The organism is Stenotrophomonas sp. AG209, from assembly GCF_003550055.1.
Classification (GTDB): domain Bacteria; phylum Pseudomonadota; class Gammaproteobacteria; order Xanthomonadales; family Xanthomonadaceae; genus Stenotrophomonas.
Genome location: NZ_QXDB01000005.1, coordinates 209685 through 233126, shown reverse-complemented (window position 1 = coordinate 233126; position 23442 = coordinate 209685). Strand labels below are relative to the sequence as shown.

Annotated in this window: 24 protein-coding genes and 1 tRNA gene; 10 read left to right on the top strand and 15 right to left on the bottom strand. The window is 67.6% G+C overall.

Annotation, left to right across the window (positions count from 1 at the left end; genetic code table 11):
* Positions 1–14: 14 nt before the first annotated feature.
* Genes sdhD through DFO63_RS20110 form a run of 3 tightly spaced genes read right to left on the bottom strand, consistent with a single transcriptional unit; the run spans position 15 to position 1017 of the window.
* Positions 15–401, bottom strand: coding sequence for a succinate dehydrogenase, hydrophobic membrane anchor protein (gene sdhD, locus DFO63_RS20120; RefSeq protein WP_049400952.1), 387 nt, complete (start codon positions 399–401; stop codon positions 15–17).
* The gene (gene sdhC, locus DFO63_RS20115) at positions 398–790 is read right to left on the bottom strand and encodes a succinate dehydrogenase, cytochrome b556 subunit (protein WP_024958620.1); all 393 of its coding nucleotides are present in this window, start codon (positions 788–790) and stop codon (positions 398–400) included. The genes sdhD and sdhC overlap by 4 nt, the downstream gene beginning before the upstream one ends.
* A gap of 56 nt (positions 791–846) precedes the next feature.
* Entirely contained in the window at positions 847–1017 is a 171-nt protein-coding gene (locus DFO63_RS20110; RefSeq protein ID WP_005409075.1) for a DUF1674 domain-containing protein, read from the bottom strand.
* Positions 1018–1056: 39 nt separating this feature from the next.
* Between DFO63_RS20110 and DFO63_RS20105 the strand changes: the two genes are divergently transcribed.
* Positions 1057–1932 carry a folate-binding protein YgfZ gene (locus DFO63_RS20105; protein ID WP_119007674.1) on the top strand — a complete coding sequence of 292 codons (876 nt, stop codon included), beginning with the start codon at positions 1057–1059 and terminating at the stop codon, positions 1930–1932.
* Between the two features lie 205 nt (positions 1933–2137).
* Here DFO63_RS20105 and ugpC read toward each other — a convergent pair whose 3' ends face one another.
* Positions 2138–3220, bottom strand: coding sequence for a sn-glycerol-3-phosphate ABC transporter ATP-binding protein UgpC (ugpC, locus tag DFO63_RS20100; RefSeq protein WP_119007673.1), 1083 nt, complete (start codon positions 3218–3220; stop codon positions 2138–2140).
* A 352-nt stretch (positions 3221–3572) separates the two neighbouring features.
* Here ugpC and zwf point away from each other — a divergent pair, with 352 nt between their 5' ends.
* From zwf to eda, 5 genes are all read left to right on the top strand, one after another.
* The gene (zwf, locus tag DFO63_RS20095) at positions 3573–5009 is read left to right on the top strand and encodes a glucose-6-phosphate dehydrogenase (RefSeq protein WP_049445486.1); all 1437 of its coding nucleotides are present in this window, start codon (positions 3573–3575) and stop codon (positions 5007–5009) included.
* Positions 5006–6013 carry a glucokinase gene (glk, locus tag DFO63_RS20090; RefSeq protein ID WP_119007672.1) on the top strand — a complete coding sequence of 336 codons (1008 nt, stop codon included), beginning with the start codon at positions 5006–5008 and terminating at the stop codon, positions 6011–6013. Before zwf ends, glk begins: the two co-directional genes overlap by 4 nt.
* A complete protein-coding gene (pgl, locus tag DFO63_RS20085) occupies positions 6010–6735 on the top strand; it encodes a 6-phosphogluconolactonase (protein WP_049445490.1) in 726 nt (241 codons plus the stop codon). The genes glk and pgl overlap by 4 nt, the downstream gene beginning before the upstream one ends.
* 58 nt (positions 6736–6793) lie before the next feature.
* Complete coding sequence (gene edd, locus DFO63_RS20080) at positions 6794–8710, top strand: phosphogluconate dehydratase (RefSeq protein ID WP_049445492.1); 1917 nt, start codon at positions 6794–6796, stop codon at positions 8708–8710.
* A gap of 238 nt (positions 8711–8948) precedes the next feature.
* Positions 8949–9608 carry a bifunctional 4-hydroxy-2-oxoglutarate aldolase/2-dehydro-3-deoxy-phosphogluconate aldolase gene (eda, locus tag DFO63_RS20075; RefSeq protein ID WP_119007671.1) on the top strand — a complete coding sequence of 220 codons (660 nt, stop codon included), beginning with the start codon at positions 8949–8951 and terminating at the stop codon, positions 9606–9608.
* A gap of 309 nt (positions 9609–9917) precedes the next feature.
* Here eda and DFO63_RS20070 read toward each other — a convergent pair whose 3' ends face one another.
* The 3 genes from DFO63_RS20070 to ispG form a co-directional block, all read right to left on the bottom strand.
* Positions 9918–10565: a response regulator gene (locus DFO63_RS20070; RefSeq protein ID WP_005416124.1), complete on the bottom strand. Its 648-nt coding sequence runs from the start codon at positions 10563–10565 to the stop codon at positions 9918–9920.
* A 201-nt stretch (positions 10566–10766) separates the two neighbouring features.
* The gene (locus DFO63_RS20065) at positions 10767–11516 is read right to left on the bottom strand and encodes a phosphatase PAP2 family protein (protein ID WP_119007670.1); all 750 of its coding nucleotides are present in this window, start codon (positions 11514–11516) and stop codon (positions 10767–10769) included.
* Positions 11497–12762: a flavodoxin-dependent (E)-4-hydroxy-3-methylbut-2-enyl-diphosphate synthase gene (gene ispG, locus DFO63_RS20060; protein WP_087922229.1), complete on the bottom strand. Its 1266-nt coding sequence runs from the start codon at positions 12760–12762 to the stop codon at positions 11497–11499. The genes DFO63_RS20065 and ispG overlap by 20 nt, the downstream gene beginning before the upstream one ends.
* A 114-nt stretch (positions 12763–12876) precedes the next feature.
* Between ispG and DFO63_RS20055 the strand changes: the two genes are divergently transcribed.
* Positions 12877–14103 carry an ATP-binding protein gene (locus DFO63_RS20055; RefSeq protein WP_119007669.1) on the top strand — a complete coding sequence of 409 codons (1227 nt, stop codon included), beginning with the start codon at positions 12877–12879 and terminating at the stop codon, positions 14101–14103.
* Entirely contained in the window at positions 14100–14669 is a 570-nt protein-coding gene (locus tag DFO63_RS20050) for a response regulator transcription factor (protein WP_049447255.1), read from the top strand. The genes DFO63_RS20055 and DFO63_RS20050 overlap by 4 nt, the downstream gene beginning before the upstream one ends.
* A gap of 35 nt (positions 14670–14704) precedes the next feature.
* Here DFO63_RS20050 and pgi read toward each other — a convergent pair whose 3' ends face one another.
* The 7 genes from pgi to pcnB all read right to left on the bottom strand — a co-directional run bounded on the left by pgi (position 14705) and on the right by pcnB (position 20801).
* On the bottom strand, positions 14705–16219 hold the full coding sequence (gene pgi, locus DFO63_RS20045; protein WP_119007668.1) for a glucose-6-phosphate isomerase: 1515 nt from the start codon (positions 16217–16219) through the stop codon (positions 14705–14707).
* A complete protein-coding gene (gene panD / locus DFO63_RS20040; protein WP_006432456.1) occupies positions 16216–16596 on the bottom strand; it encodes an aspartate 1-decarboxylase in 381 nt (126 codons plus the stop codon). The genes pgi and panD overlap by 4 nt, the downstream gene beginning before the upstream one ends.
* A gap of 87 nt (positions 16597–16683) precedes the next feature.
* Positions 16684–17181, bottom strand: coding sequence for a hypothetical protein (locus tag DFO63_RS20035; RefSeq protein WP_049447199.1), 498 nt, complete (start codon positions 17179–17181; stop codon positions 16684–16686).
* 65 nt (positions 17182–17246) lie between these two features.
* Positions 17247–18086, bottom strand: a complete 840-nt coding sequence (panC, locus tag DFO63_RS20030; RefSeq protein WP_049447197.1) for a pantoate--beta-alanine ligase — start codon at positions 18084–18086, stop codon at positions 17247–17249.
* Positions 18083–18898, bottom strand: a complete 816-nt coding sequence (gene panB / locus DFO63_RS20025) for a 3-methyl-2-oxobutanoate hydroxymethyltransferase (RefSeq protein WP_004153072.1) — start codon at positions 18896–18898, stop codon at positions 18083–18085. The genes panC and panB overlap by 4 nt, the downstream gene beginning before the upstream one ends.
* A gap of 34 nt (positions 18899–18932) precedes the next feature.
* A complete protein-coding gene (folK, locus tag DFO63_RS20020; RefSeq protein WP_014036788.1) occupies positions 18933–19418 on the bottom strand; it encodes a 2-amino-4-hydroxy-6-hydroxymethyldihydropteridine diphosphokinase in 486 nt (161 codons plus the stop codon).
* Between the two features lie 3 nt (positions 19419–19421).
* Complete coding sequence (gene pcnB / locus DFO63_RS20015; protein WP_119007667.1) at positions 19422–20801, bottom strand: polynucleotide adenylyltransferase PcnB; 1380 nt, start codon at positions 20799–20801, stop codon at positions 19422–19424.
* A gap of 52 nt (positions 20802–20853) precedes the next feature.
* On the opposite strand from pcnB, the gene DFO63_RS20010 reads away from it, so the two are divergent.
* Positions 20854–20928: transfer RNA gene (locus DFO63_RS20010), tRNA-Glu, on the top strand.
* A gap of 526 nt (positions 20929–21454) precedes the next feature.
* Here DFO63_RS20010 and DFO63_RS20005 read toward each other — a convergent pair.
* Positions 21455–22879, bottom strand: a complete 1425-nt coding sequence (locus tag DFO63_RS20005; RefSeq protein WP_119007666.1) for a sugar porter family MFS transporter — start codon at positions 22877–22879, stop codon at positions 21455–21457.
* A 190-nt stretch (positions 22880–23069) separates the two neighbouring features.
* Between DFO63_RS20005 and fdxA the strand changes: the two genes are divergently transcribed.
* Complete coding sequence (fdxA, locus tag DFO63_RS20000) at positions 23070–23393, top strand: ferredoxin FdxA (protein WP_005409054.1); 324 nt, start codon at positions 23070–23072, stop codon at positions 23391–23393.
* The last annotated feature ends 49 nt before the right edge of the window (positions 23394–23442 follow it).

Sequence of the window (23442 nt, the reverse complement as noted above, 5' to 3'; positions counted from 1 at the left end):
GTTGGTGCCTGGGCTCAGGCAACGCCGAGGGCGATGCGGCCCACCGCAAACACACTGACGATCATGCCGAGCACGGCGACGAACTTCACCGCGGTCTGCAGCACCAGGGCCAGCAGCGATTCGTGGATGTAGTCTTCCAGCACGACCTGCATGCCGAGCTGCGCGTGCCAGAACATGGCGATCAGCAGGCCGATCAGCGGCACGGCGTTCCACGGCTTGGCCACGGCGGCGGCGGCGGTCGCGTAGTCCGAGCCCAGCAGGCCCAGCACGAAGACCAGGAACCAGATGCCCAGTGCCACCAGGGCGGCGGCGGTCAAGCGCTGGTGCACGAAGTGCTCGGTGCCGGTCTTGGCCGAGCCAAGGCCGCGCACGTTCTTCAACGGGGTACGGAACTTGCTCACGCGGCACCTCCGAACATCACATAGGCCCACACCAGCAGGGTGATCACCAGGCTGCCGATGACCGACAGCCAGCTGCTGCGGATGAAGGCGGGGATGCTGAAGCCGATGGCGAAGTCCTGCACCACATGGCGGATGCCATTGCACAGGTGATAGGCGAACGACCATGTCCACGCGAACAGGAACACGCGGCCATACCAGGCCCCGGCATGGCCGGTGAAGCAGTTCCAGGATTCGGGCCCCATCATCAGGGCCAGCAGGCCGGCGGCGATGATGAGGGCACCAACAGACAGAAAGACGCCAGTGGCTCGATGCAGGATCGAGGTGGCCATCTGAATCTGCCAGCGATACACCTGAAGGTGCGGGGAAAGTGGGCGTTGTCTGGTCGCCATTCGCTGGGCTCGTTGTCTCGGCTGGGCGGCACGCGGCCGCGTTGGCTCAATGCTGATCAGAAATCGATGCAGCGTCCGTTTTTCTCCCAATCGCCATACCGCACCGGATCAAGTCCGCCGCGGCCGCCGAATTCTTCTGCTTTTTCCTGTTCCACGGGCACGGGTGCCGCGGGGACCAGCGGGGCTTCAGATTCGTCGTCGGGAGTGGGGGTTGTTTGGCCTATCATGTTCGGTCTCGCAACGCACAAATTTTAGACCTCGTTCACGTGCCTGACAACCTGCCCCCTGCTTTCGTCGGATATCCGCGCCTGCCCGGCCACCAGCTGCTGAGCCTGCAAGGCCCGGATGCGGCTGTCTTTGCCCACGCCCAGTTCAGCAGCGATGTCACCGCCCTGCCCCTGCAGCACTGGCAGTGGAGTGCCTGGCTGAGCGCCAAGGGCCGCACCCTGGCGGTGTTCCAGCTGCTTCGGCTGGCCGACGACCACGTGATGCTGGTACTGGCCGACGGCGATGCCGATGCGATTGCGTCGCAACTGCAGCGCTTCGTGTTCCGCCGCAAGGTGAAGGTGCAGGTGCGCAGCGATCTGGCGGTGGCCGGCGCGTTCACCGCACCCGAGGCCGCCAGCGGCGCCGCCATTGCGCAGACCGCAGGAGACGGCTGGGAGCTGGACCTGGGCAGCGATGCCCTGCCGCGCACCCTGCGTATCGGCAGCGCCGATGCCTTCGCCGCCGGCAGCGAAGCTGATGAGGCCGCCTTCACCCTGGCCTGGCGCCAGGCCGACCTGCGCTACGGCCTGCCGCGGCTGGACGAAAGCCAGCGCGAAGTGTGGACCCCGCAGCAGCTCGGCCTGGACCGCCTGAACGGCTACAGCGTGAAGAAGGGCTGCTATCCGGGCCAGGAAATCGTCGCCCGCACCCACTTCCTCGGCAAGGCCAAGCGTGCGGTGCAACTGCTGCATACCGCAGCACCGGCACGGGCCGGCGATGGCGTACAGCAGGACGGCGCGGCACTGGGCACGATCGCCTGCGTGGCCGGCGACCTGGCGCTGGCGGTGCTGCCGCTGGAGGCCAGCGACGCCGATCTGCAGGTGAGTGATGCCAGCGCGCAGCGCGTGCCGCTGCTGGACGGACTGGCGCGCTGAACCCGGCGGGAAACCGCATCTGGTGGGTGCGGACCTTGGTCCGCACTGCTTCTGCCGGCATCCCATCCACGCCTGGCGTGGATCTACTGAACCCGGTGGGTGCGGACCGTTGGTCCGCACGCCTTCGGCGAATGAATGGTAGTGCCAGCCGCTGGCCGGCAACCACGCATGGTTGAGGTTGCCGGCCAGCGGCCGGCACTACCCGTTACAGCCGCTCGCTGGTTTCCGGATTGAAGAAATGCAGACCCTGCGGGTGGATCGCCACGCGGATCTGCTCGCCCACCGCCGGCAGCGCCTGCGGCGCCACGCGCATGGTCAGCGCATGCTGGCCACTGCTCAGGTTGACGAAGATCTCGTTGCCGACCGGTTCGATGCCTTCGATGCGCGCGGTGAACGCATGCGCATCATCGGCAGCCGCCGGTTGCAGGTGTTCCGGACGCACGCCCACCGCGATCGGCTTCTGCAGCCATGCCGGATCGATCGTGGCCTGGCCCAGCGGTGCGCGCCATTCGCCGTCGACCACGGTCACGCCGCCGGCATCGCCCTGCAGCGTGCCACGCAGCACGTTCATCGCCGGGCTGCCGAGGAAACCGGCCACGAACAGGTTGGCCGGGCGGTCGTACAGCGCCATCGGCGTATCGATCTGCTGGATGATGCCGTCCTTCAGCACCACGATGCGCTGGCCCAGGGTCATCGCTTCGACCTGGTCGTGCGTCACGTAGATCATGGTGGTGCCCAGCTTGCGGTGCAGCTGCGCGATTTCGGTACGCACGCTGTGGCGCAGCTTGGCATCCAGGTTGGACAGCGGCTCGTCGAGCAGGAACACCGCCGGCTCGCGCACCAGTGCGCGACCCAGCGCAACACGCTGGCGCTGGCCACCGGACATCGCCTTGGGCAGCTTGTCCATCATCTCGGTCAGGCCCAGCGTCTGCGCCGCCTCGGCGATGCGCTTGTCAATGGTCGCCTTGTCATGACCGCGCAGCTTCAGCCCAAAGGCCAGGTTCTCGGCCACGGTCATGTGCGGGTACAGCGCATAGCTCTGGAACACCATCGCGATGTCGCGGTCCTTCGGCGCAACATCGTTGACCACGCGATCACCGATGGTCAGCGTGCCGCCGCTGATCTCCTCCAGGCCAGCCACCATCCGCAGCAGGGTCGACTTGCCACAGCCGGACGGGCCGACCAGCACCATCAGCTCGCCATCGGCGACCTCGAAGCTGGCGTCCTTCACCGCGACCTGGCCGTTGTCATAGACCTTGCGCACACCCTGCAACTGCACTTTTGCCATATCACCTATCCGGTCCGCCCGAAGCCGGGCTGTCTTTTGGGACTGCCTCGGCCCTCCCGATGGCAGTGATGATTGCGCGCCTGCCGCATGACGGCGAGCACTGCAATCGAATACAGTTGCCCATTCTGCCATGTAAACGTTTTCACGTGGCACTATCCGATGATCGGTGCGCACCGATCTGCGTCGGCGGTTGAACGAAGGTTCCGCCGAGGTAGTGGTTTCGAATGGAACGGTCTTCCGGTACCCCGGAGAACGCCCCTGACGAGCCTCGGACAGGCAGTTGCGCGGATGTCCCCCGAACCCAGCCATGAAGCGATTGACAACGATGTCACCCGGATCTGAAACTCGAGCGATGCACGACACCCTCTTCCTGTTCGGTGCCACAGGTGATCTGGCCCAGCGCTACCTGTTCCCTTCGCTGCTTCGCCTGCTTGGCGACGGCCTGCTGCCGGAGGACTTCCGCATCCGCGCACTGGCCCTGTCCGGGCATGACACCGAAGCCTTCCATGACATCCTGCGGCCGCGCCTGCAGCAGGCCATGCCGATGGCCACGCAGGACGACATCAGCGCCCTGCTGCGCCGCATCGACTACCGTTCGGTGGACCTGCGCGACGTCGACTCGGTTGCCGCCGCGGTCGCCGACCTGGTGCACCGCAAGTGCGTCAGCTACCTGGCCATCCCGCCGGGCCTGTACATCTCCACCTGCGAAGGCCTGGCCAAGGGCGGCGCCCTCGCCGCGCCGGCACGCCTGATGCTGGAAAAGCCGATCGGCAGCGACAGCGAGAGCGCCGAGGAAATCATCAGCACCATCGGCCAGTGGATCGACGAGGACCGTGTGTTCCGCCTCGACCATTACCTGGGCAAGGCGGCGGTGCAGAACCTGATCGCACTGCGCTTCGGCAACACGCTGCTGGAAGCGGTGTGGAACCGCAACTACATCGAATCGGTGCACATCCTGGTGGCCGAGAGCGAAGGCGTGGATGGCCGCGATGCCTATTACGCCCGCTCCGGCGCGCTGCGCGACATGGTGCAGAGCCACATCCTGCAGCTGCTGTGCATGGTGGCGATGGAACCGCCGGCCTCGCTGGAAGCCGACCGCATCCGCGACGAGAAGGTCAAGGTGCTGCGCGCCCTGCGTCCGCTCGATGCCAAGCACGCCGCGCGTGACAGCATCCGTGGCCGCTACACCGCCGGCACCATCAACGGCCAGCCGGCCCAGGCCTACCAGCCGCCGGAAGGCAGCGACGTGGAAACCTTCGCCGGTGTCACCGCGCATATCGACAACTGGCGCTGGAGCGGCGTGCCGTTCCACCTGGTCACCGGCAAGCGCCTGCCCGAGCGCACCACCCGCGTGGTGGTCACGCTGAAGCCGGTCACCCACTGGCTGTTCGAGCGCCCGCAGCGCGCGCAGGCCGCACCGAACCGCCTGGTGTTCCAGCTGCAGCCGCAGGAAAACATCGAACTGGGCCTGATGAGCAGCCTGGCCGGCCCGGAATGGGGCGCGCTGGAACTGCATCCGCTGGAACTGGAACTGTCGGTGCCAACCGGCCTGCACCGCCGCATCGCCTACGAGCGCCTGTTCCTGGATGCGTTCAACGGCAACCACACGCTGTTCGTGCGCGATGACGAAGTGCGTGCTGCCTGGGCCTGGATCGACAGCGTGGCCGATGCCTGGAAGGACGCCAAGCTGCCGCTGGAACCCTACCCCGCCGGCCAATGGGGCCCGGCCAACGCAGGCGAGTTCCTGCCGCAGGGCGTGGACGCGCCGGACAGCGGAGCGTCGGCATGAGTGCCAGCTCGCAGCCGGTGCTGGTCGCCGACATCGGTGGCACCAACGCCCGCTTCGCCCTGGCCGACACGTCGCTGGACGCACCGCTGCTGAAGGACAGCATCCGCGAGTACGCGGTGGCGGAGTTCCCGTCGCTGGGTGATGCCGCGCGCCACCATCTGGAACAGATCGGCGCCACGGCAAGCCGCGGCGTGTTCGCGGTGGCCGGTCGCGTGGATGGAGACGAAGCACGCATCACCAACCATCCGTGGGTGATCTCGCGCAGCCGCACCGCCGCCATGCTCGGGTTTGACGAGTTGCACCTGATCAACGACTTCGCCGCACAGGCGATGGCGATTTCACTGCTGCAGCCCGATGACGTGGTCCAGGTCGGCGGCGCCGCCTGGGTGCCGGGCAAGCCGGGCCAGCCACGCAACTATGCGGTGATCGGGCCGGGTACGGGCCTGGGTGTCGGCGGCCTGATCCTGCGCCACGGGCGCTGCTACCCGCTGGAAACCGAAGGCGGCCATGTCAGCTTCCCGCCAGGAACCCCGGAGGAGATCCGCATCCTTGAGATCCTGTCCGAACAGTTCGGCCGCGTCTCCAATGAGCGCCTGATCTGTGGCCCCGGGCTGGTCAACATCCATCGCGCCGTGTGCGAGATGGCCGGCATCGATCCGGGCCAGCTGCAGCCGGTGGACGTGACTGCCCGCGCCCTGCACGGTGATCCGCAGGCGATGCGCACCGTCGATGTGTTCTGCGCCGTGTTCGGCGCCATTGCTGGCGATCTGGTACTGACCCAGGGCGCGTGGGACGGCGTGTTCCTGACCGGCGGACTGACCCCGAAGATGCTCGATTCGCTGCAGCACTCCGGTTTCCGCCAACGCTTCGAGCACAAGGGACGCTTCTCCTCGATCATGGCGCGCGTGCCCTCGTTGGCGGTGATGCATCCCCACGCCGGATTGCTGGGCGCCGCCGCCTATGCCACCGACGCCGAACGTGACGCACCTGGAGTTGCCGCATGAGCCCCACCACCTTCCACGACGACCGCATCGAGTTCATCAACCACGGCGATGCCGATGGCTGGATCGAAGCGGTAGCCGCCGAGATGGCGCAGACCCTCAACCACGACATCAACGAAGTGGGCCGTGCCCGCATCCTGCTGTCCGGTGGCACCACGCCGGCACCGGTCTACCAGGCCCTGGCCGAACTGGACGTGCACTGGGACCGGGTGGAAGTGAGCCTGGCCGACGAGCGCTGGCTGTCGCCGCAGGATCGCGACAGCAATGCCTGGCTGGTGCGCGAACACCTGCTGAAGCGCGCCGAGGGCGCCCATTTCGATCCGCTGGTGCGGATCGGCAAGCCCCTGCCCGAATGCGTGTACACCGCCAACCTGCAGGCGCAGCACAGCCAGCCGCCGAGCCTGGTGGCACTGGGCATGGGCAACGACGGCCACACCGCCTCGCTGTTCCCGGGCTCGAAGGACCTGGCCCGCGCACTGGAAAGCACCCTGCCCTACGCGGCGCTGGATGCCACCGGCTGCCCCGGCGCGAACCAGTGGCCGCTGCGCATCACCCTGACCCCGCATGGCCTGCGCCAGTGCCGCCAGCGCCTGCTGCTGCTGCGCGGCAAGCAGAAGCTGCAGGTGCTGCGCCAGGCGCTGGACAGCAACGACGCCCAGCAGTATCCGATCCTCAATGCGATCAACCTGGAAGGCGCGCGCCTGCGCGTCCACTGGGCTGATTGATGTCGGCGGCGGCGCCGTGCCGCCGCTTGCCTCTCGCCACCTCGAACGCCGGTAGCCAATGAGCCTCCATCCGCAACTGCAAGCCATCACTGAGCGCGTCATCCGCCGCAGCGCCGCTTCGCGCGCCGCTTACCTGGCCGCGATCGACGCCTCCCTGCGTGAGGGCCCGTTCCGCAGCCGCCTGAGCTGCGGCAACCTTGCCCACGGGTTCGCCGCCTGTGGCGGTACCGACAAGAGCCGCCTGCGCGGCGGCGTGACGCCGAACCTCGGCATCATCACCGCCTATAACGACATGTTGTCTGCGCACCAGCCGTTCGAGACCTATCCCGAGCAGATCCGCGAGATCGCCCGCGAGCTGGGCGCCACCGCACAGGTGGCCGGCGGCGTGCCGGCGATGTGCGACGGCGTCACCCAGGGCCGCGGCGGCATGGAACTGTCGCTGTTCTCGCGCGATGTGATCGCGCAGGCCACCGCGATCGGGCTCAGCCATGACATGTTCGACACCACCGTCTACCTCGGTGTGTGCGACAAGATCGTGCCGGGCCTGCTGATCGGTGCGCTGGCCTTCGGCCATCTGCCGGCGGTGTTCGTGCCTGCCGGTCCGATGACCCCGGGCATCCCGAACAAGCAGAAAGCCGAAGTGCGCGAGCGCTACGCTGCCGGCGAAGCCACCCGCGAAGAACTGCTGGAAGCGGAGTCCGCGTCGTACCACGGCGCCGGCACCTGCACCTTCTACGGCACTGCCAATTCCAACCAGGTGCTGCTGGAAGCGATGGGCGTGCAGCTGCCGGGCGCGTCGTTCGTCAATCCGGGCACGCCGCTGCGCGACGCCCTCACCCGTGAAGCCACCGAGCGCGCGCTCGACATCACCGCACTGGGCGACGACTTCCGCCCGCTGGGCCGGATCATCGACGAGCGCGCGATCATCAACGCGGTCATCGCGCTGATGGCCACCGGCGGATCGACCAACCACACCATCCACTGGATCGCGGTGGCGCGCGCAGCCGGCATCGTGCTGACCTGGGACGACTTCGACGAACTGTCGCAGCTGATTCCGCTGCTGGCCCGCGTCTACCCGAATGGCGACGCCGACGTGAACCGCTTCGCGGCCGCTGGCGGCCCGGCCTTCGTGTTCGGCGAGCTGATCAAAGCGGGCCTGATGCACGGCGACCTGGTCAGCGTGGCGCGCGGCGGCATGGCCGACTACGCCCGCGAACCGCAGCTGCGCGATGGTCAGCTGGTCTACCTGCCGGGCCTGGAACACAGCGCCGATGACGAAGTGGTGCGCGGCGTCGACAACCCGTTCGAACACCAGGGCGGCCTGCGCCTGCTGCGCGGCAACCTGGGCAAGTCGCTGATCAAGCTGTCGGCGGTGAAGCCGCAGTACCGCACGATCGAGGCACCGGCGGTGGTGGTCGATGCGCCGCAGGTGCTGAACAAGCTGCATGCCGGCGGCCTGTTGCCCGAGCATTTCGTGGCGGTGGTGCGTTACCAGGGCCCGCGTGCGAACGGCATGCCCGAACTGCATTCGCTGGCGCCACTTCTGGGGCTGCTGCAGAACCAGGGCCGGCGCGTGGCACTGGTCACCGACGGCCGCCTGTCCGGCGCCTCGGGCAAGATTCCGGCGGCGATCCATGTGACGCCGGAAGCGGCGCGGGGTGGTCCGCTGGCCAAGGTCCGCGAAGGTGACATGATCCGCCTCGACGGTGAGGCCGGCACGCTGGAAGTGCTGGTGGACGCGGCCGAATGGACCGCACGCTCGCTGGCGCCGAACACCGCGCCTGCCGCGCATGACCTGGGCCGCAACCTGTTCGCGATCAACCGTCGCGTGGTGGGCCCGGCCGACCAGGGTGCGATTTCGATTTCGTGCGGGCCGGCGGCGGCCGATGGCGGGCCGTGGGAGTACGACGCGGAGTACGAGTTGGGGCACGATGCCGCGGCGGCGGCGGCGCCGCATGAGGCGAAGGACGCCTGAGGGGTGAAGGGCGTTGCGGGTGTGCGTTGGCGGTGAGTGTGCTGGTGACGGCGGAGGGCAGGCCGTCGCCAGGACACGCCGTGAATACATCCCTGTAGGCTCGGTCGCGCCATCCATGGCGCGAACGGTCCTGACGACGGCCTGCCCTCCGCCGCATCACTCTCTCCGGCGCATCGACGCCGCGAAGTGATCACTGAAAATCAAATTCAAACGCAGAAGCAAAGGCAGAAGCAGAGCTATGGGTATCGAACAACATCAGGTGAAGGCGGCGGAGCTGTTGCATGCGGCGGGCATCCTGCCGGTGGTGACGATTCATACGCTGGACCAGGCGCGTGCGGTCAGCGCGGCGCTGCTGGAAGGTGGTTTGCCGGCGATCGAGCTGACGCTGCGCACACCGGTGGCGATGGAAGCGCTGGCGATGCTCAAGCGCGAGCTGCCGGACGTGGTGGTGGGTGCGGGCACGGTGCTGACCGTGGAGCAGATGCAGCAGTCCATCGATGCGGGTGCGGATTTCCTGGTGACCCCGGGTACGCCGCCGGCGCTGGCCGATGCGCTGGCCGCCGCCCCGCTGCCGGTGGTGCCAGGCGCGGCCACGCTGACCGAGCTGCTGTCGCTGTATGCGCGCGGCTTCCGCGTGTGCAAGCTGTTCCCGGCCACGGCCGTGGGCGGGCTGGCGATGATCAAGGGCCTGGCCGGCCCGGTCGCCGACCTCAAGCTGTGCCCGACCGGCGGCATCACCGAAAACACCGCCGCCGAGTACCTTGAGCAGAAGAACGTGGTCTGCATCGGCGGTTCGTGGATGGTGCCGGGCAACTGGATCGCCGACGGTGCCTGGGACAAGGTCCGCGCCAGCGCCGCCGACGCCGCGAAGATCATCAAGCGCGTACGCAGCCACTAAACCCGGCGAGCTGTAGAGCCGAGCCCACGCTCGGCTCCGGCATCATCAGGGGTCAGAGCCCTTTCCCACCGGGAAAGGGATCCGACCCCGCGCGACCCGCTCCTGCTCTTCCTTCTTCATTCCGCGGTGGACGCGCACGGAACCTGTCCGTGGCCCTGCGGAGGGATTGCGCAGGGGCGTAAGCGCCATGGATAGCGCGCCCGAGCCTCCAGGGATGGATTCACGGCGTCCCCTGCGCAATCCTTCCGCAGGGCCAACCCCACGAATCCTGCCGCACACCGCGAGGGGCTCAGCCGTTGGCCGAATCCCTCACAGCGGCCGTGCCGGATCCACCAGCCCATACTGGCTGGCCATGCGCGCCAGCGCGATGTTGTCGTGGATCCCCATCTTCTCGAACAGCCGCGCCTTGTGCGTGTTCACCGTCTTCGCGCTCAGGCTCAAGCGCCGCGCGATGTCTTCCTGGCGCAGGCCCTGGGTCAGCAGCAACGCCACTTCCAGCTCGCGCGGCGACAGGCTGTCGAACGGCGAGCCATTGCCTTCCACAGTCGACAAGGCCAGGTTCTGCGCGATGCTGGTGCCCAGATAGCGACGGCCCATGGCCACGTCGCGCACCGCACGGAGCAGCTCCTGCGCATCGCAGCCCTTGCCGATGTAGCCGGCAGCCCCGGCTTCCAGCAAGCGCTTCGGCAGCGGCCCGTCTTCCAGCACCGATACGATCACCACGCGGGTGTTGCGGTGACTGCGGACGATGCGCTCGGTCACTTCCATGCCACTCACGCCGGGCAGGTGCAGGTCGCACAGCACCACGTCCGGCAGCAGCTGACGGACATCGCGCAGCGCGTCTTCACCGGTCTCGGCTTCGCCCACCACCTCGATGTCGGTCTCCCCCGACAGGATCATCTTCATCCCGGTGCGGACCAGCGCGTGGTCATCCACCAGGTAGACTCGAATCGTCATTCACGTACCTCTTCGCATGCGGCCATTGCAGGTCAAGCTAGGCAGGGCGCCGATACCCCTGCAAGCGCGTTCGAGATGCGACCCAGGCATTCTGCCTTGCGCATCACAGTACCGCGCGTTGTGCTTGCCCCCTGTCTTGCAGAACCTGCTGCAACGAAACAACTGATCTATTACGTAGACGCCCCGGAGGGGTCATCCACGTCAATCCCCCTGTGATGATGCTTCGCTGGCCGTCGCTGGCGGCGAATCCTGACGTCGCCAAGGATGCCGGCGACTGAACATGACCAGATAGCACCCTACCACCCAAACCAGCGCGGCACACCACCCGGCCAGGATGTCGGAGGGGTAATGCACCCCCAGATAGACCCGGGAGACGCTGACCAGCAGGCTGAACGAGGGCGCCAGCACGAGCACCGGCCAGCGCCAGCGGGTATTCCAGGCCAGCAGCACCAGGGTCACGGCCAGGGTCATCGAGCCCATCGCGTGGCCACTGGGAAAGCTGAACGTCGATTCCGGCGCGATCGATTCCCACAGGCTGGGGCGCTGGCGCTGGAAGAAATGCTTGCTGCCCATGTTCAGCAGCGCCGAGCCGACGAAGCTGACCGCCACGAACGTGGCCTCGCGCCAACGCCGGTAGCCCAGCAGCACGCCGATGATCAGCACGTCGGCCGGAATCAGGAACCATTCGTAGCCCAGTCTGGAAATGAGCACGAAGAAGCGGTCCAGCAGCGGTGAATGCAGGCCATGCATCTGCCACAGCAGCGGCGCATCGAAATGGAACGATTCAAACTCGTGCACTTCGTCGGCTAGGGCGACGAAACCCGCCAACGGCAGCAGCACGCCACCGAACAGCAGCACCAGGCGCCAGGCATTGCGCGCCATCCAGTGGCGGAAACCGGAGGCGGACTCCGGCGCAGCGAGGATCGCGGGCTTATCCGGCGCTTCGGACATATTTGTGTTCGACGTAGTCGTCGATCAGGGCGACGAATTCCTGGGCGATGTTCTCGCCACGCAGGGTCACCTTCTTCTCGCCATCGACGAACACGGGCGCGGCCGGGGTTTCACCGGTGCCCGGCAACGAAATACCAATGTTGGCGTGCCGCGACTCACCCGGCCCGTTGACGATGCAGCCCATCACCGCCAGGGTCATGTTCTCCGCACCCGGGTGGTGGATCTTCCACAGCGGCATCTTCTCGCGCACATGGTTCTGCACCACCTTGGCCAGTTCCTGGAAGAACTCGGAGGTGGTGCGACCACAGCCCGGGCAGGCCGTGACCAGCGGCGTGAAGGCGCGCTGGCCGGTGGTCTGCAGCAGTTCCTGGGCGACGATCACTTCCTGCGTGCGCGACTGGCCCGGCTCCGGGGTCAGCGAGATGCGGATGGTGTCACCGATGCCTTCCTGCAGCAGCACGCTCAACGCCGCCGACGAGGCGACGATGCCCTTGCTGCCGATACCGGCCTCGGTCAGGCCCAGGTGCAGGGCAAAATCGGAGCGCTGGGCCAGGTCGCGGTACACCGCGATCAGCTCCTGCACGCCACTGACCTTGGCCGACAGCACGATGCGGTCGCGCGGCAGGCCGAGTTCCACCGCCTGCTCGGCCGAATCCAGCGCCGAGCGGATCAGCGCTTCGCGCAGCACGCGACCGGCATCCCAGGGCTGCTCGCGCAGGTTGTTCTCGTCCATCAGCTTCGCCGCCAGGGCCTGGTCCAGCGAGCCCCAGTTGGCGCCGATGCGCACCGGCTTGTTGTAGCGGATCGCGAACTCGATCAGCTGGGCGAACTGCAGGTCCTTCTTCTTGCCGAAGCCGACGTTGCCCGGGTTGATGCGGTACTTGGCCAGCGCTTCGGCACACGCCGGTTCGGCGGTCAGCAGCTGGTGGCCGTTGTAATGGAAGTCGCCGATCAGCGGCACGTCGATGCCCATCATCGCCAGCTTGTCGACGATGCGCGGGATCGCCGCAGCGGCTTCCACGGTATTGACGGTCAACCGCACCATTTCCGAACCGGCCCGCCACAGCTCGGCCACCTGCTTCACGCTGGAGGCCACGTCGGACGTGTCGGTGTTGGTCATCGACTGCACCACCACCGGCTTGCCTCCGCCTACGGTGACCCCGCCGATCTGCACGGCATGGGTCTGGCGGCGGGGCCAGGAGGTGGCATCGGAGGGAGGAGTCGGGCGGGTGACGGCGTCGTGCATGGGCGCATTCTACCGCCCGCCCCCGCATTCCGGGTGACTCGCATTCAGCCGGTGGCACGGCTGCGGCCTATTGTCGCAGGCACGGCCGCCCGTGAACGCATACGATGAGCGTGAATGACCGGTCCCGACGCCCCGTTTCTCCGTACCCTGTGCAGCCTGCGCTGGCTTGCCGTAGGCGGCCAGGCCGCCACCATCCTGGTCGCCACCTGGGTGCTGGGCCTGCCATTGCCGCAGCTGCCGCTGTGGGCAGGCGTGGCGGTGCTGACTCTGTTCAACATCTATACCCAGCTGCGCCCGGAAGCGGCCGACACCGCGCCGCTGACCGCATTCGGCCACATCCTGGTGGACGTGATCATCCTGACCTGGATGGTCGGCTGGAGCGGCGGCATGGCCAACCCGTTCAGTTCACTGTTCCTGATCCTGATCGCACTGGCCGCGTTCGCCCTGCCCCTGCGCTGGGCACTGGCGGTGGCGCTGGCCTGCCTGCTCGGCTACGCCGCCAGCGGCATCTTCGGCCAGCCATTGCCGGACGGTTATTTCCGCGCGCAGGATCTCAATCGCTGGGGCGTGGTCGCCAACTTCCTGATTTCCGCCGCGGTGGTGCTGGCCTTCTCCACCCGGCTGGCGCTGGCCCTGCGGGAGCGCGAACTGGAACTGTCGGCACTGCGCGAGCGCTTCGCCCGCAACGAGGGCATCGTCGCGCTGGCCACCCATGCCGCCTCGGTGGCGCATGAACTGAACACACCGCTGGCGACGATGACCCTGCTCGCCGACGACGTCGCCGAGCGCAGCGAAGAGCCGGAAGTGCGCGAGGACATGGAAACCCTGCGCGAGCTGCTGGTGCAGTGCCGGGAGCGCGTGCTGGCGCTGGCTGCTCCGGCCTCGGCCGACGCACCGGGCCGCAGCCACTCCAGCGCCCAGCAGGTGCTGGAGCAATGGCGCCTGGTGCGGCCGACCATCGACCTCCACCGCAACGACGATGCGCCGCTGCGGCTGCCGCTCGACCCGGGCGTGGGCCATCTGCTGATGGTCCTGCTCAACAACGCTGCCGATGCCGGCGAGAAGGCCGGCCGGCCACGTGTGGACCTGGACCTGCGCATCGAAGGCGACGACCTGATCGGCGAAGTCCGCGACTACGGCCATGGCTTCGACGCCCGTGCCGCCGTGCTGCCGGGCAAGCTGTTCGGCAGCAGCAAGAGCGAGGGCATGGGCGTCGGCCTGGCCCTGTCCCATGCCACCATCGAACGCCTCGACGGCGAGATGTGGATGCGCCCGGCCCAGGGGGCCGGCAGCCGCGTCGGCTTCCGCCTGCCGCTGGCCCCACGCGAGGACACCCCATGAGCCTTCACCATTCCACCCAGGGCCTGCTGGTCGACGACGACGAGCTGTACCTGCGTACCCTGCAACGCAGCCTGGCCCGCAAGGGGCTTGAAACGCAGACCGCACAGGATGCCGCCAGTGCGCTGGCGCTGGCCCGCCAGCATCCACCGGCGTTCGCGCTGATCGACCTGAAGCTGGGCAGCGATTCCGGCCTGGCACTGATCCAGCCGCTGCGCGCGCTGCGCGCGGACATGCGGATCCTGCTGGTGACCGGCTACGCCAGCATCGCCACCGCGGTGGAGGCGATCAAGCTGGGTGCGGATGATTACCTGCCGAAGCCGGCCACGGTGCCGATGATCCTGCGCGCCCTCGGCGAGGAAGACGACGGCCCGGCCGACGATGGCGAAATGGAAGTGCCCGATGCGATGACGCCGATCAGCCGCCTGCAGTGGGAACACATCCAGCAGGCGATGCACGAGACCGGCGGTAATGTGTCAGCGGCCGCGCGCCTGCTCGGCATGCACCGGCGCTCGCTGCAGCGCAAGCTGGCCAAGCGGCCGAGCCCGGAGCGCGACCCGAGCCGGTGACGTGGTAGTGCCGGCCGCTGGCCGGCACCAGAACCTCAGCCCTTCAACTGCGCCAGGATCTCGCGGGTCATCGGATCGGCAATCGCCACATCCTCGCCCTGCAGCGCCGGCAGCAGGCCACTGGCCAGCTGCTTGCCCAGCTCGACACCGAACTGGTCGAACGCGTTGATGTTCCAGATCACCGACTGCACGTACACGGCGTGTTCGTACATGGCGATCAGCGCACCCAGCGCCTGCGGGGTCAGCGCGTCGAGCAGGATCAGCGTGCTCGGGCGGCCGCCCGGGTAATCACGGTGCGGATCATCGCTGCTCTGGCCATTGGCCAGTGCCTCGGTCTGTGCGAGCAGGTTGGCCAGCAGGGCCTGGTGATTGATCGTGTAGGGATCATCGTTGTGCACGCAGCCGATGAAGTCGGCCGGAACGATGCTGGTGCCCTGGTGCAGCGCCTGGAAGAAGCTGTGCTGCACATCGGTGCCCGCCCCGCCCCACCACACCGGCACGGTGTCGGTGGTGACCGGCGCACCATCACGCTGCACGCGCTTGCCCAGGCTCTCCATCACCAGCTGCTGCAGGTAGGCCGGCAGCAGCGCCAGGCGCTGGTCGTAGGTCATCACCGCATGCGTGGCATGGCCCAGCACGTTGCGGTTCCAGATGTCGGTCAGGCCGTGCAGCACCGGCAGGTTGCGCTCCAGCGGTGCATCCAGCGCATGCGCATCCATCTGCGCGGCGCCTTCCAGCAGCTGCTCGAAGCGCTCGAAGCCGATCGCCAGCGCGATCGGGAAACCGACCGCCGACCACAGCGAATAACGGCCACCGACCCAGTCCCACATCGGCAGTACGCGATCGGCGGCGATCGCGAAGGCCTTCGCGGCACGTTCCGGATTGGCGCTGACGGCATACAGGCGCTCGCTGCCGCCCAGCCAGTCGTGCAGGATCTGGCCGTTGAGCAGCGTTTCCTGGGTGCCGAAGGTCTTGGAGATCAGGATGCCGGCGGTCTTGGCCGGATCCAGCGTGGCCAGCGTGCGCTGCATGGCGGCGCCGTCCACGTTCGACACGAAATGCACGCGCAGGCGCGCACCGGTGACCGGGCGCAGCGCGTCGGCGACCAGGCGTGGGCCAAGGTCGGAACCACCGATGCCGACACTGACCACATCGGTCACGCCACTGTCTTCCAGCGCGCGCACCAGCACGCCCATGCGCTGGCGGATCGCGCGCGCGGTGGCATAGGCCTCGGCCGCCACCGGCGCATCGACCACATCGCCACGCAGCGCGGTATGCAGCGCGGCGCGCCCTTCGGTCAGGTTGACCTGCTCGCCGCGGAACAGGCGCGTGATGGCGCCGCCGACATCACGCTCGGCAGCCAGCGCCAACAGCGCCTGCAACGCTGCGGCATCGTACTTCTGCCGGGCGAAATTGACATACAACGGACCGACCCGCAGCGCCAGGTCCTGTACACGGCCGGGTTCGGCGGCGAGCAGGCTGGGAATGCTTGCGCCCTTCAGGCGCTGGGCGTGGGAATGCAGCGAGTCGAATCCGTTGTTCGTTGTCATGCGGCCTGGGTCGGGATCGTGTCGTTGGTGTGGGTGATCTGGTTGTTGCCATCAACGTACACCAGCTTCGGCTTGAAGCTGTCAGCTTCCTGCTCGGTCATGCTGGCGAACGCGGCGATGATGATGATGTCACCGACCTGCACGTGGCGCGCGGCGCCACCGTTGAGCGAGACAACGCCGCTGCCTGCTTCGGCGCGGATGGCGTAGGTCGAGAAACGCGCACCGTTGGTCACGTCCCAGATGTGCACCTGCTCGAACTCGCGGATGCCGGTGGCAGCCAGCAGGTTGTCATCGATGGCGATCGAGCCTTCGTAGTTCAGCTCGGAATGGGTGACGGTGGCGCGGTGGATCTTGGTCTTGAGCAGGGACAGGTGCATGGGGGCGCTGCAACGGCAAAGGAAAGAGCGGATTCTAGCACCCGCTTGGCCGTCATCAGGGGGCTGCAGCAGGACGCTGAAGGCCGTTCAGGCGCCCTCGCCCGGCAGCGCTGGCGGCATGGGGCCAACGCTACCTGCCAGCGACAGGCGGAACACCGCATGGAACGCCCAGCCGGCCACCGCACCGAACCCCCCGGCAGCCAGCACTGACAGGCCATAGCTGATCACGTCGAAGGTGTCGATGTAGCGCAGGCGCTGCAGCAGCGGGCCGCTGTCGTCGCCCGGCCAGGCACAGGTGGCCATGGCCAGCGCGCCCAGGCCGAACCCCACAAGGACGAAACCGACCCGGCGCAGGCGCTGCTGAGACTGCAGGATCAGCGCCATCGGCAACAGCACGGCAATGGCATTGCAGACCGCCAGTACGAACATCAGCCCGCCACCGATCAGGGCCGGCACCGGCGTACGCCCGAGGTCCAATGCGAACAGCAGGCCGCCGAACAGCTGCGCCGGCAGCATGCCGGCAGCCAGTACAGCGAAGATCGAGGCCTGGGCAAGGCGGCCGGCGTCAGTGGTGCGGGGTGTCATGTCCAGTCTCCCGTCCGTGGGATGTGAGAGGCGCCCATTGCGGGCGCCCCGGAGCCGCATGCGGCTCAGAACTCCAGGTTGTCGATCAGGCGGGTGGTGCCCAGCCGCGCGGCAATCAGCGCCACGCGGCCACCGCCGTCGAAGGTCGGCTCGGCCAGTTCCGGAGTGCGCAGCACGGCGTAGTCGACCTGGAAACCGGCGGCCTGCAGCGCAGCGGTGGCATCGGCCTCGATGCGCTCGCGCGCCTGCCCCGCGACGTAGCCCTCGCGCATCCCCATCAGGGTGCGGTGGAGGGTGGTCGCGACCGGGCGCTGTTCGGCGCTCAGGTACTGGTTGCGCGAACTCTTGGCCAGGCCATCCTCGTCCCGCACGATCTCCGCACCGACGATCTGGATCGGGAACGACAGCTCGGCCACCATCTGCTTGATCACGGCAAGCTGCTGGTAGTCCTTGCGGCCGAACACGGCCACGTCCGGCTGCACCTGCAGGAACAGGCGCGCCACCACCGTGCACACGCCATCGAAGTGTCCCGGGCGGCTGGCGCCTTCCAGTACTTCACTGACACCCGGCGCGTGCATGCGCGTGGTCCTGTCCACGCCCAGCGGATACATCGCCTCCACGCTGGGCAGCCACACGGCATCGCAGCCGACCTGCTCCAGCCCGGCCACGTCGGCCTCGGGCGTGCGCGGGTAGCGGCTGAAATCCTCGTTGGGGCCGAACTGGGTCGGGTTGACGAATATGCTCGCCACCACCTTGTCGGCGTACTGGCGGGCCAGGGTCACCAGCGAATGGTGGCCCCCATGCAGGTTGCCCATGGTCGGCACCAGCGCCACGCGCAGCCCCTCGCGCTTCCACTGGGCGATCTGCTCGCGCAGTGCGCCGAGCTCGTTGAAGGTCTGGATCATTGGGCGTAGGCGTGCTGTTCGTCGGGGAAGCTGCCGTCGCGCACCGCGTCGGCATAGGCGCGGGTGGCACCGGCCACCGAGCCACCTTCGGCAAGGAAATCCTTGACGAACTTGGGACGGCGATGGCCACTGTCCAGGCCAAGGAAATCGTGCAGCACCAGCACCTGGCCATCGCACTGCGGGCCCGCACCAATGCCGATGGTCGGCACATCCACCGCAGCGGTCACTTCGGCAGCGACCGGGGTCGGCACGCATTCGAGCACCATGATGCTGGCGCCGGCAGCGGCCACGGCCCTGGCATCTTCCACCAGCTGGCGCGCGGCGTCGCCACGACCCTGGATCTTGAAGCCGCCCAGGCGCAGCACCGACTGCGGGGTCAGGCCCAGATGCGCGCAGACCGGAATCTCGCGCTCCACCAGGTAGCGGATGATGTCGACCTTGAAGCCGGCACCTTCGATCTTGACCATCTCGGCACCGGCCTGCAGCAGCTGCAACGAGGCATCCAGCGCGCGCTCCGGGGTGGCGTCGGCGCCGAACGGCAGGTCGGCCACCAGCAGCGCACGCTGCAGCACGCGGGCCACGGCGCGGGTGTGGTAGACCATGTCCGCCACGGTTACCGGCAGGGTCGAATCATGGCCCTGCACGACCATGCCCAGCGAGTCGCCGATCAGGATCAGGTCAACGCCGTTGGCGTCGAAAGTGCGGGCGAAGCCGGCGTCGTAGGCGGTCAACATGACCAGCTTCTGGCCATTGCGCTTGGCCTCGGCCAGGGCGGGAACGGTCCAGGGCTTGCTGTCTGCGTGGGTGCTCATGTGCTGATAACCGGGGGAGATAACCCGGTCATTATCACCCTATCGGCGCGATCCCGCAGGCATCGACCCGCATCACTGCATCCTGCACGCGTCCATGGCCAGGAATTGTCAGTTCCGGCGCGATTTCGGCCAGCGGCACCAACACGAAGGCACGCTCGTGCAGGTACGGATGCGGCACCTGCAGGCCGGGCTGATCGAGTACCTGCATGCCATACAGCAGCAGGTCCAGGTCCAGCGCGCGCGGCCCCCAGTGCATCGCCGGATCGCGCACGCGGCCAAAACCCTGCTCCAGTGCCAGCATCGCCTGCAGCAGCTCATCGGCCGGCAGCGTCGTTTCGACCGAGGCCACCGCATTGACGAACGGCGGCTGGTCTTCATTGCCCCAGGCCGGCGTTGCATAAAGCCGCGAGGCCTGGCGCAGGCGGGTCCCGGGCAGGCCGTCCAGCGCGGCAATCGCCGCGCCGACGGTGGCGGCCGCGTCACCAAGGTTGGCGCCGAGGCCGATCCAGGCAAGGGTCATCGCTTACTCGCCCGCTGCACCGGCCGTGGCACCGGGACGGCGACGGCGACGACGGCGCTTGCGCGGCGCCCCGCTCTCGTCATCCCCTTCTTCGCTGTGCATCGCATCCAGCGATGACTCCAGCTCACGACCGGACTGCGCCTGCGCTTCGCGCCAGAACTCGACATCGGCAGCATGTTCGGACGAAGCCACCTGACGCAGGCTGAGGAAATCGAACGCGGCACGGAAGCGCGGATGGGTCAGGGTACGGAACACGCGCTTGCGCTGGCGCGAGCTGAAGCGCGACTGCAGCAGCCAGATTTCCTGCATCGGCAGCGAGAAGCGGCGCGGCAGCGCGATGGTGCTCAACTGCTGCACGGTGACGCGGTCGGCGGCGCGGCGCTGCGCCTCTTCCGGTGCCACGCCCTGCTTGAGCAGGGTCGCCTGTGCGCGGCAGAAGGCCGGCCACAGCAGCAGCGCGAACAGGAACGCCGGCGACACCGGTTCGTCGTTGGCCACCCGTGCATCGGTATTGGCCAGGCCCTCGACCAGCATGCGGCGCAACGCGCCGGTGCGGTTGGCCTTCAGCGCCTTGGCGCTTTCCGGGAACAGCACGTCGAGCAGGCCGTAACGCTCAAGGCCTTCGAAGCTGGCCACGCCATGCCCGGACAGGAACAGCTTGAGCACTTCCTCGAACAGGCGCGCCGGCGCGGCTTCGTTGAGCAGGCCGGCCAGGTGCGGGATCGGTGCGGCAGTGCCCTCTTCGATCTGGAAGCCGAGCTTGGCCGCCAGGCGCACCGCACGCAGCATGCGCACCGGATCTTCGCGGTAACGCTGCTCGGGGTCGCCGATCAGCTTCATCAGGCGCGCCTGCACGTCCTCGAAGCCGCCGGTGTAGTCGCGCACCGAGAAGTCCTCGATGGCGTAGTACAGGGCGTTGCAGGTGAAGTCGCGGCGGATGGCGTCGTCTTCGATGGTGCCGTACACGTTGTCGCGCACGAGCATGCCGTTTTCCATCTCACGGTCGCCGCTGCCGTCATCGCTGTTGGCACGGAAGGTGGCGACTTCGATGATCTCGCGGCCGAACACCACATGGGCGAGGCGGAACCGGCGGCCGATCAGGCGGCAGTTGCGGAACAGCTGCTTGACCTGTTCGGGCGTGGCGTCGGTGGCCACGTCGAAATCCTTGGGTTGGCCATTGACCAGCAGATCGCGCACCGCGCCGCCGACAAGGTAGGCGCCGAAGCCGGCATCGCGCAGGCGATAAAGCACGCGCAGGGCGTTCGGGCTGATGTCCTTGCGGGAGATCGTGTGCTGGTCGCGCGGGATGACGCGCAGGCTGAACGGTGATGTAGCAGAGGAAATGATGTTGGCGCTTCCGGTTGAAGTTTCGGGATTGCCCAATGGCATCGAGGTGCATATACTAGCGCTCCTGCCTCGGCAGCGACACAGTTACGCTCCCTTCGTCTAGTGGTTAGGACGTGGCCCTCTCAAGGCTAAAACAGGGGTTCGAGTCCCCTAGGGAGCGCCAGTCGCCGCAGCAGGAACCGAAAAAGCCCGCCTCGTGCGGGCTTTTCTGTTTTCCGGGATTGCAGTGACTGCGGTCGGGTTGGTCGCATCGGCGCTTCCCTGCAATCGGCTTGAGCCGGTGGGGTCACCCAGGGCAGGACACGCCGTGAACCCATCCATGGGGGCTCGATGGCGCCTTGCTCGCGTGCGCTGTCCTGCGCACACGGCAAGACCGGGGTTGGGCTCCTGCCCAACCCGTCGGGCGCATGCGCCCACCCCATGGCGCCAACGGTCCCGCCCTGGGTGACCCCACCGGCTCCGGACGGTTTCCCGCGAACCCCGGCAACAACCGACCAGCGCTTCGCCGCGTCCGCACGCACCATGAAACTGTCAGGAGGGGGCAGGCCGCCCTCTCCAGGACCGTTGGCGCCATGGATGGCGCCATCGAGCACCATGGATGGGCTTTTGCGTGTCCTGGAGAGGGCGGCCTGCCCCCTCAAACTCGGGACAACCAGGCGCCAACGGAATGCAACCGAAGCCAGGCGACGTCAGCCTTCCATCTGCTCCAGCTCCTTGCCCTTGGTCTCGCGCACGCAGCGGACCACGAAGAAGATCGAGAGGATCGCGGCGACCGCGTAGATGCCATAGGCGCCAGCCAGGCCGATGCCGGCCAGCAGCATCGGGAAGGTCACGGTGATCGCGAAGTTCGAGGTCCACTGCGCGGCCCCCGCCACGGCCAGCGCCGGGCCGCGGATCTGGTTGGGGAACATCTCGCCCAGCATCACCCACATCACCGGGCCCCAGGACATGTTGAAGAACACCACGTAGACGTTGGCCGCAACCAGCGCCAGCCGCCCCATGCCATCGGACAGCTGCAGGCGCCCATCGACCAGGCTGCCGCTGGCAAATGCCACCACCATCAGCACCAGCGCCACCGACATGCCGACCGAGCCGACCCACAGCAGCGGCTTGCGACCAATGCGGTCGATCAGCAGCACCGTCAGCAGGCAGGCACCGATGCTCAGTGCGCCGGACAGCACATTGATCAGCAGCGCATCGCTTTCCGAGAAACCCACCGCCTGCCACAGCACCGCGCCGTAGTAGAACACCACATTGATGCCGACCAGCTGCTGGAACATGGCCAGGCCGATGCCCACCCAGAGGATCGGGCGCAGCTTGCCGGTGACCTTGTCGCGCAGATCACTGAAGCGTGGCTTGTGCTGGTCCTGGGACAGGCTGGCCTCGATCTCGGCCTGCTTGGCCGTGGCAGCGGCCTCGCCATACAGCCGCGACAGCACCGCCCTCGCCTGCGCCTGGCGGCCCTTCAGCACCAGGAAACGCGGGCTTTCCGGGATCACCAGCAACAGCAGCAGGAACAACCCCGACGGCAGCGCCTGCATCCAGAACATCCAGCGCCAGGCCTCATGGCCCAGCCACAAGGGCTCGGTCGAGGCGCCGGCGGCGCGGGCCAGCAGGTAATTGCTGAGGAAGGCCGCGAACAAACCGCAGATGATCGCCATCTGCTGCACCGTGGCCAGCCGGCCGCGATAGCGCGCCGAGGCGACTTCGGCGATGTAGGCAGGAGACATCACGCTGGCCGCCCCCACCGCAAAGCCGCCCAGCACCCGGGCCGCGATGAACAGCCAGGACGCGTGGGCCGCCCCGGCGCCCAGCGCCGAGACCAGGAACATCAGCGCGGACACGATCAGGACACCACGGCGCCCCAGGCGGTCGCCCAACCAGCCGGCCAGGAATGCACCGATCGCGCAGCCCAGCAGCATCGAGGCGACTTCGAAACCCAGCGCCGCCTCGCTGGAGTTGAAGGCCTGGCGCAGGCCATCGACCGTGCCGTTGATGACACCACTGTCGAAGCCGAACAGGAAACCACCGAGCGTGGCCACGCAACTGATCAGGACGATGAACGCCGTGTTTTCACCACCGTGGGAGGCGGTGCCGGACTGGGCTTGGGACATGGATGATCCTGCTGGGAAGGGAGCCCGGCCACCAGGACCGGTTGCCGCGCAGCGTCGCACAGGCCCTGCCGTGCCGCCAATGACCGCCACGGCCGCGCCTGCCAGACGCCCGTTTTCCGTCCCGCGCCGACACCGGGGGCCAACCTGTTCTAGAATTGGCGGGTTCAGGAATCGATCCACCCCCAAGCCCATGCCCTTTGTCGTCACCGAAAACTGCATCAAGTGCAAACACACCGATTGCGTGGAAGTGTGCCCCGTGGATTGCTTCCACGAAGGCCCGAACTTCCTGGTGATCGACCCGGATGAGTGCATCGACTGCACCCTCTGCGAGCCGGAGTGCCCGGTCAATGCAATCTTCCCGGAGGACGATGTTCCTGCGGGCCAGGAGGGCTTCGTTGCCCTCAACGCCGAGCTGGCGAAGGAGTGGCCGGTGCTGACCGTGCGCAAGGACCCGCCCGCCGACGCCGGCGAATGGGACGGCAAGCCGGACAAGCTGAAGCTGCTGGAGCGCTGAGAAGCGCCCGCTGCGGCAACGAAAAAGGGCGCCCATGGCGCCCTTTTTT

What these genes read in the sequence shown, in the direction of transcription:
- sdhC (WP_024958620.1), bottom strand. Translation starts at nt 790, where the DNA reads ATGGCGACCAGACAACGCCCACTTTCCCCGCACCTTCAGGTGTATCGC.
- DFO63_RS20110 (WP_005409075.1), bottom strand. Translation starts at nt 1,017, where the DNA reads ATGATAGGCCAAACAACCCCCACTCCCGACGACGAATCTGAAGCCCCG.
- ugpC (WP_119007673.1), bottom strand. Translation starts at nt 3,220, where the DNA reads ATGGCAAAAGTGCAGTTGCAGGGTGTGCGCAAGGTCTATGACAACGGC.
- zwf (WP_049445486.1), top strand. Translation starts at nt 3,573, where the DNA reads ATGCACGACACCCTCTTCCTGTTCGGTGCCACAGGTGATCTGGCCCAG.
- glk (WP_119007672.1), top strand. Translation starts at nt 5,006, where the DNA reads ATGAGTGCCAGCTCGCAGCCGGTGCTGGTCGCCGACATCGGTGGCACC.
- pgl (WP_049445490.1), top strand. Translation starts at nt 6,010, where the DNA reads ATGAGCCCCACCACCTTCCACGACGACCGCATCGAGTTCATCAACCAC.
- edd (WP_049445492.1), top strand. Translation starts at nt 6,794, where the DNA reads ATGAGCCTCCATCCGCAACTGCAAGCCATCACTGAGCGCGTCATCCGC.
- eda (WP_119007671.1), top strand. Translation starts at nt 8,949, where the DNA reads ATGGGTATCGAACAACATCAGGTGAAGGCGGCGGAGCTGTTGCATGCG.
- DFO63_RS20070 (WP_005416124.1), bottom strand. Translation starts at nt 10,565, where the DNA reads ATGACGATTCGAGTCTACCTGGTGGATGACCACGCGCTGGTCCGCACC.
- DFO63_RS20065 (WP_119007670.1), bottom strand. Translation starts at nt 11,516, where the DNA reads ATGTCCGAAGCGCCGGATAAGCCCGCGATCCTCGCTGCGCCGGAGTCC.
- ispG (WP_087922229.1), bottom strand. Translation starts at nt 12,762, where the DNA reads ATGCACGACGCCGTCACCCGCCCGACTCCTCCCTCCGATGCCACCTCC.
- DFO63_RS20055 (WP_119007669.1), top strand. Translation starts at nt 12,877, where the DNA reads ATGACCGGTCCCGACGCCCCGTTTCTCCGTACCCTGTGCAGCCTGCGC.
- DFO63_RS20050 (WP_049447255.1), top strand. Translation starts at nt 14,100, where the DNA reads ATGAGCCTTCACCATTCCACCCAGGGCCTGCTGGTCGACGACGACGAG.
- pgi (WP_119007668.1), bottom strand. Translation starts at nt 16,219, where the DNA reads ATGACAACGAACAACGGATTCGACTCGCTGCATTCCCACGCCCAGCGC.
- panD (WP_006432456.1), bottom strand. Translation starts at nt 16,596, where the DNA reads ATGCACCTGTCCCTGCTCAAGACCAAGATCCACCGCGCCACCGTCACC.
- DFO63_RS20035 (WP_049447199.1), bottom strand. Translation starts at nt 17,181, where the DNA reads ATGACACCCCGCACCACTGACGCCGGCCGCCTTGCCCAGGCCTCGATC.
- panC (WP_049447197.1), bottom strand. Translation starts at nt 18,086, where the DNA reads ATGATCCAGACCTTCAACGAGCTCGGCGCACTGCGCGAGCAGATCGCC.
- panB (WP_004153072.1), bottom strand. Translation starts at nt 18,898, where the DNA reads ATGAGCACCCACGCAGACAGCAAGCCCTGGACCGTTCCCGCCCTGGCC.
- folK (WP_014036788.1), bottom strand. Translation starts at nt 19,418, where the DNA reads ATGACCCTTGCCTGGATCGGCCTCGGCGCCAACCTTGGTGACGCGGCC.
- DFO63_RS20005 (WP_119007666.1), bottom strand. Translation starts at nt 22,879, where the DNA reads ATGTCCCAAGCCCAGTCCGGCACCGCCTCCCACGGTGGTGAAAACACG.
- fdxA (WP_005409054.1), top strand. Translation starts at nt 23,070, where the DNA reads ATGCCCTTTGTCGTCACCGAAAACTGCATCAAGTGCAAACACACCGAT.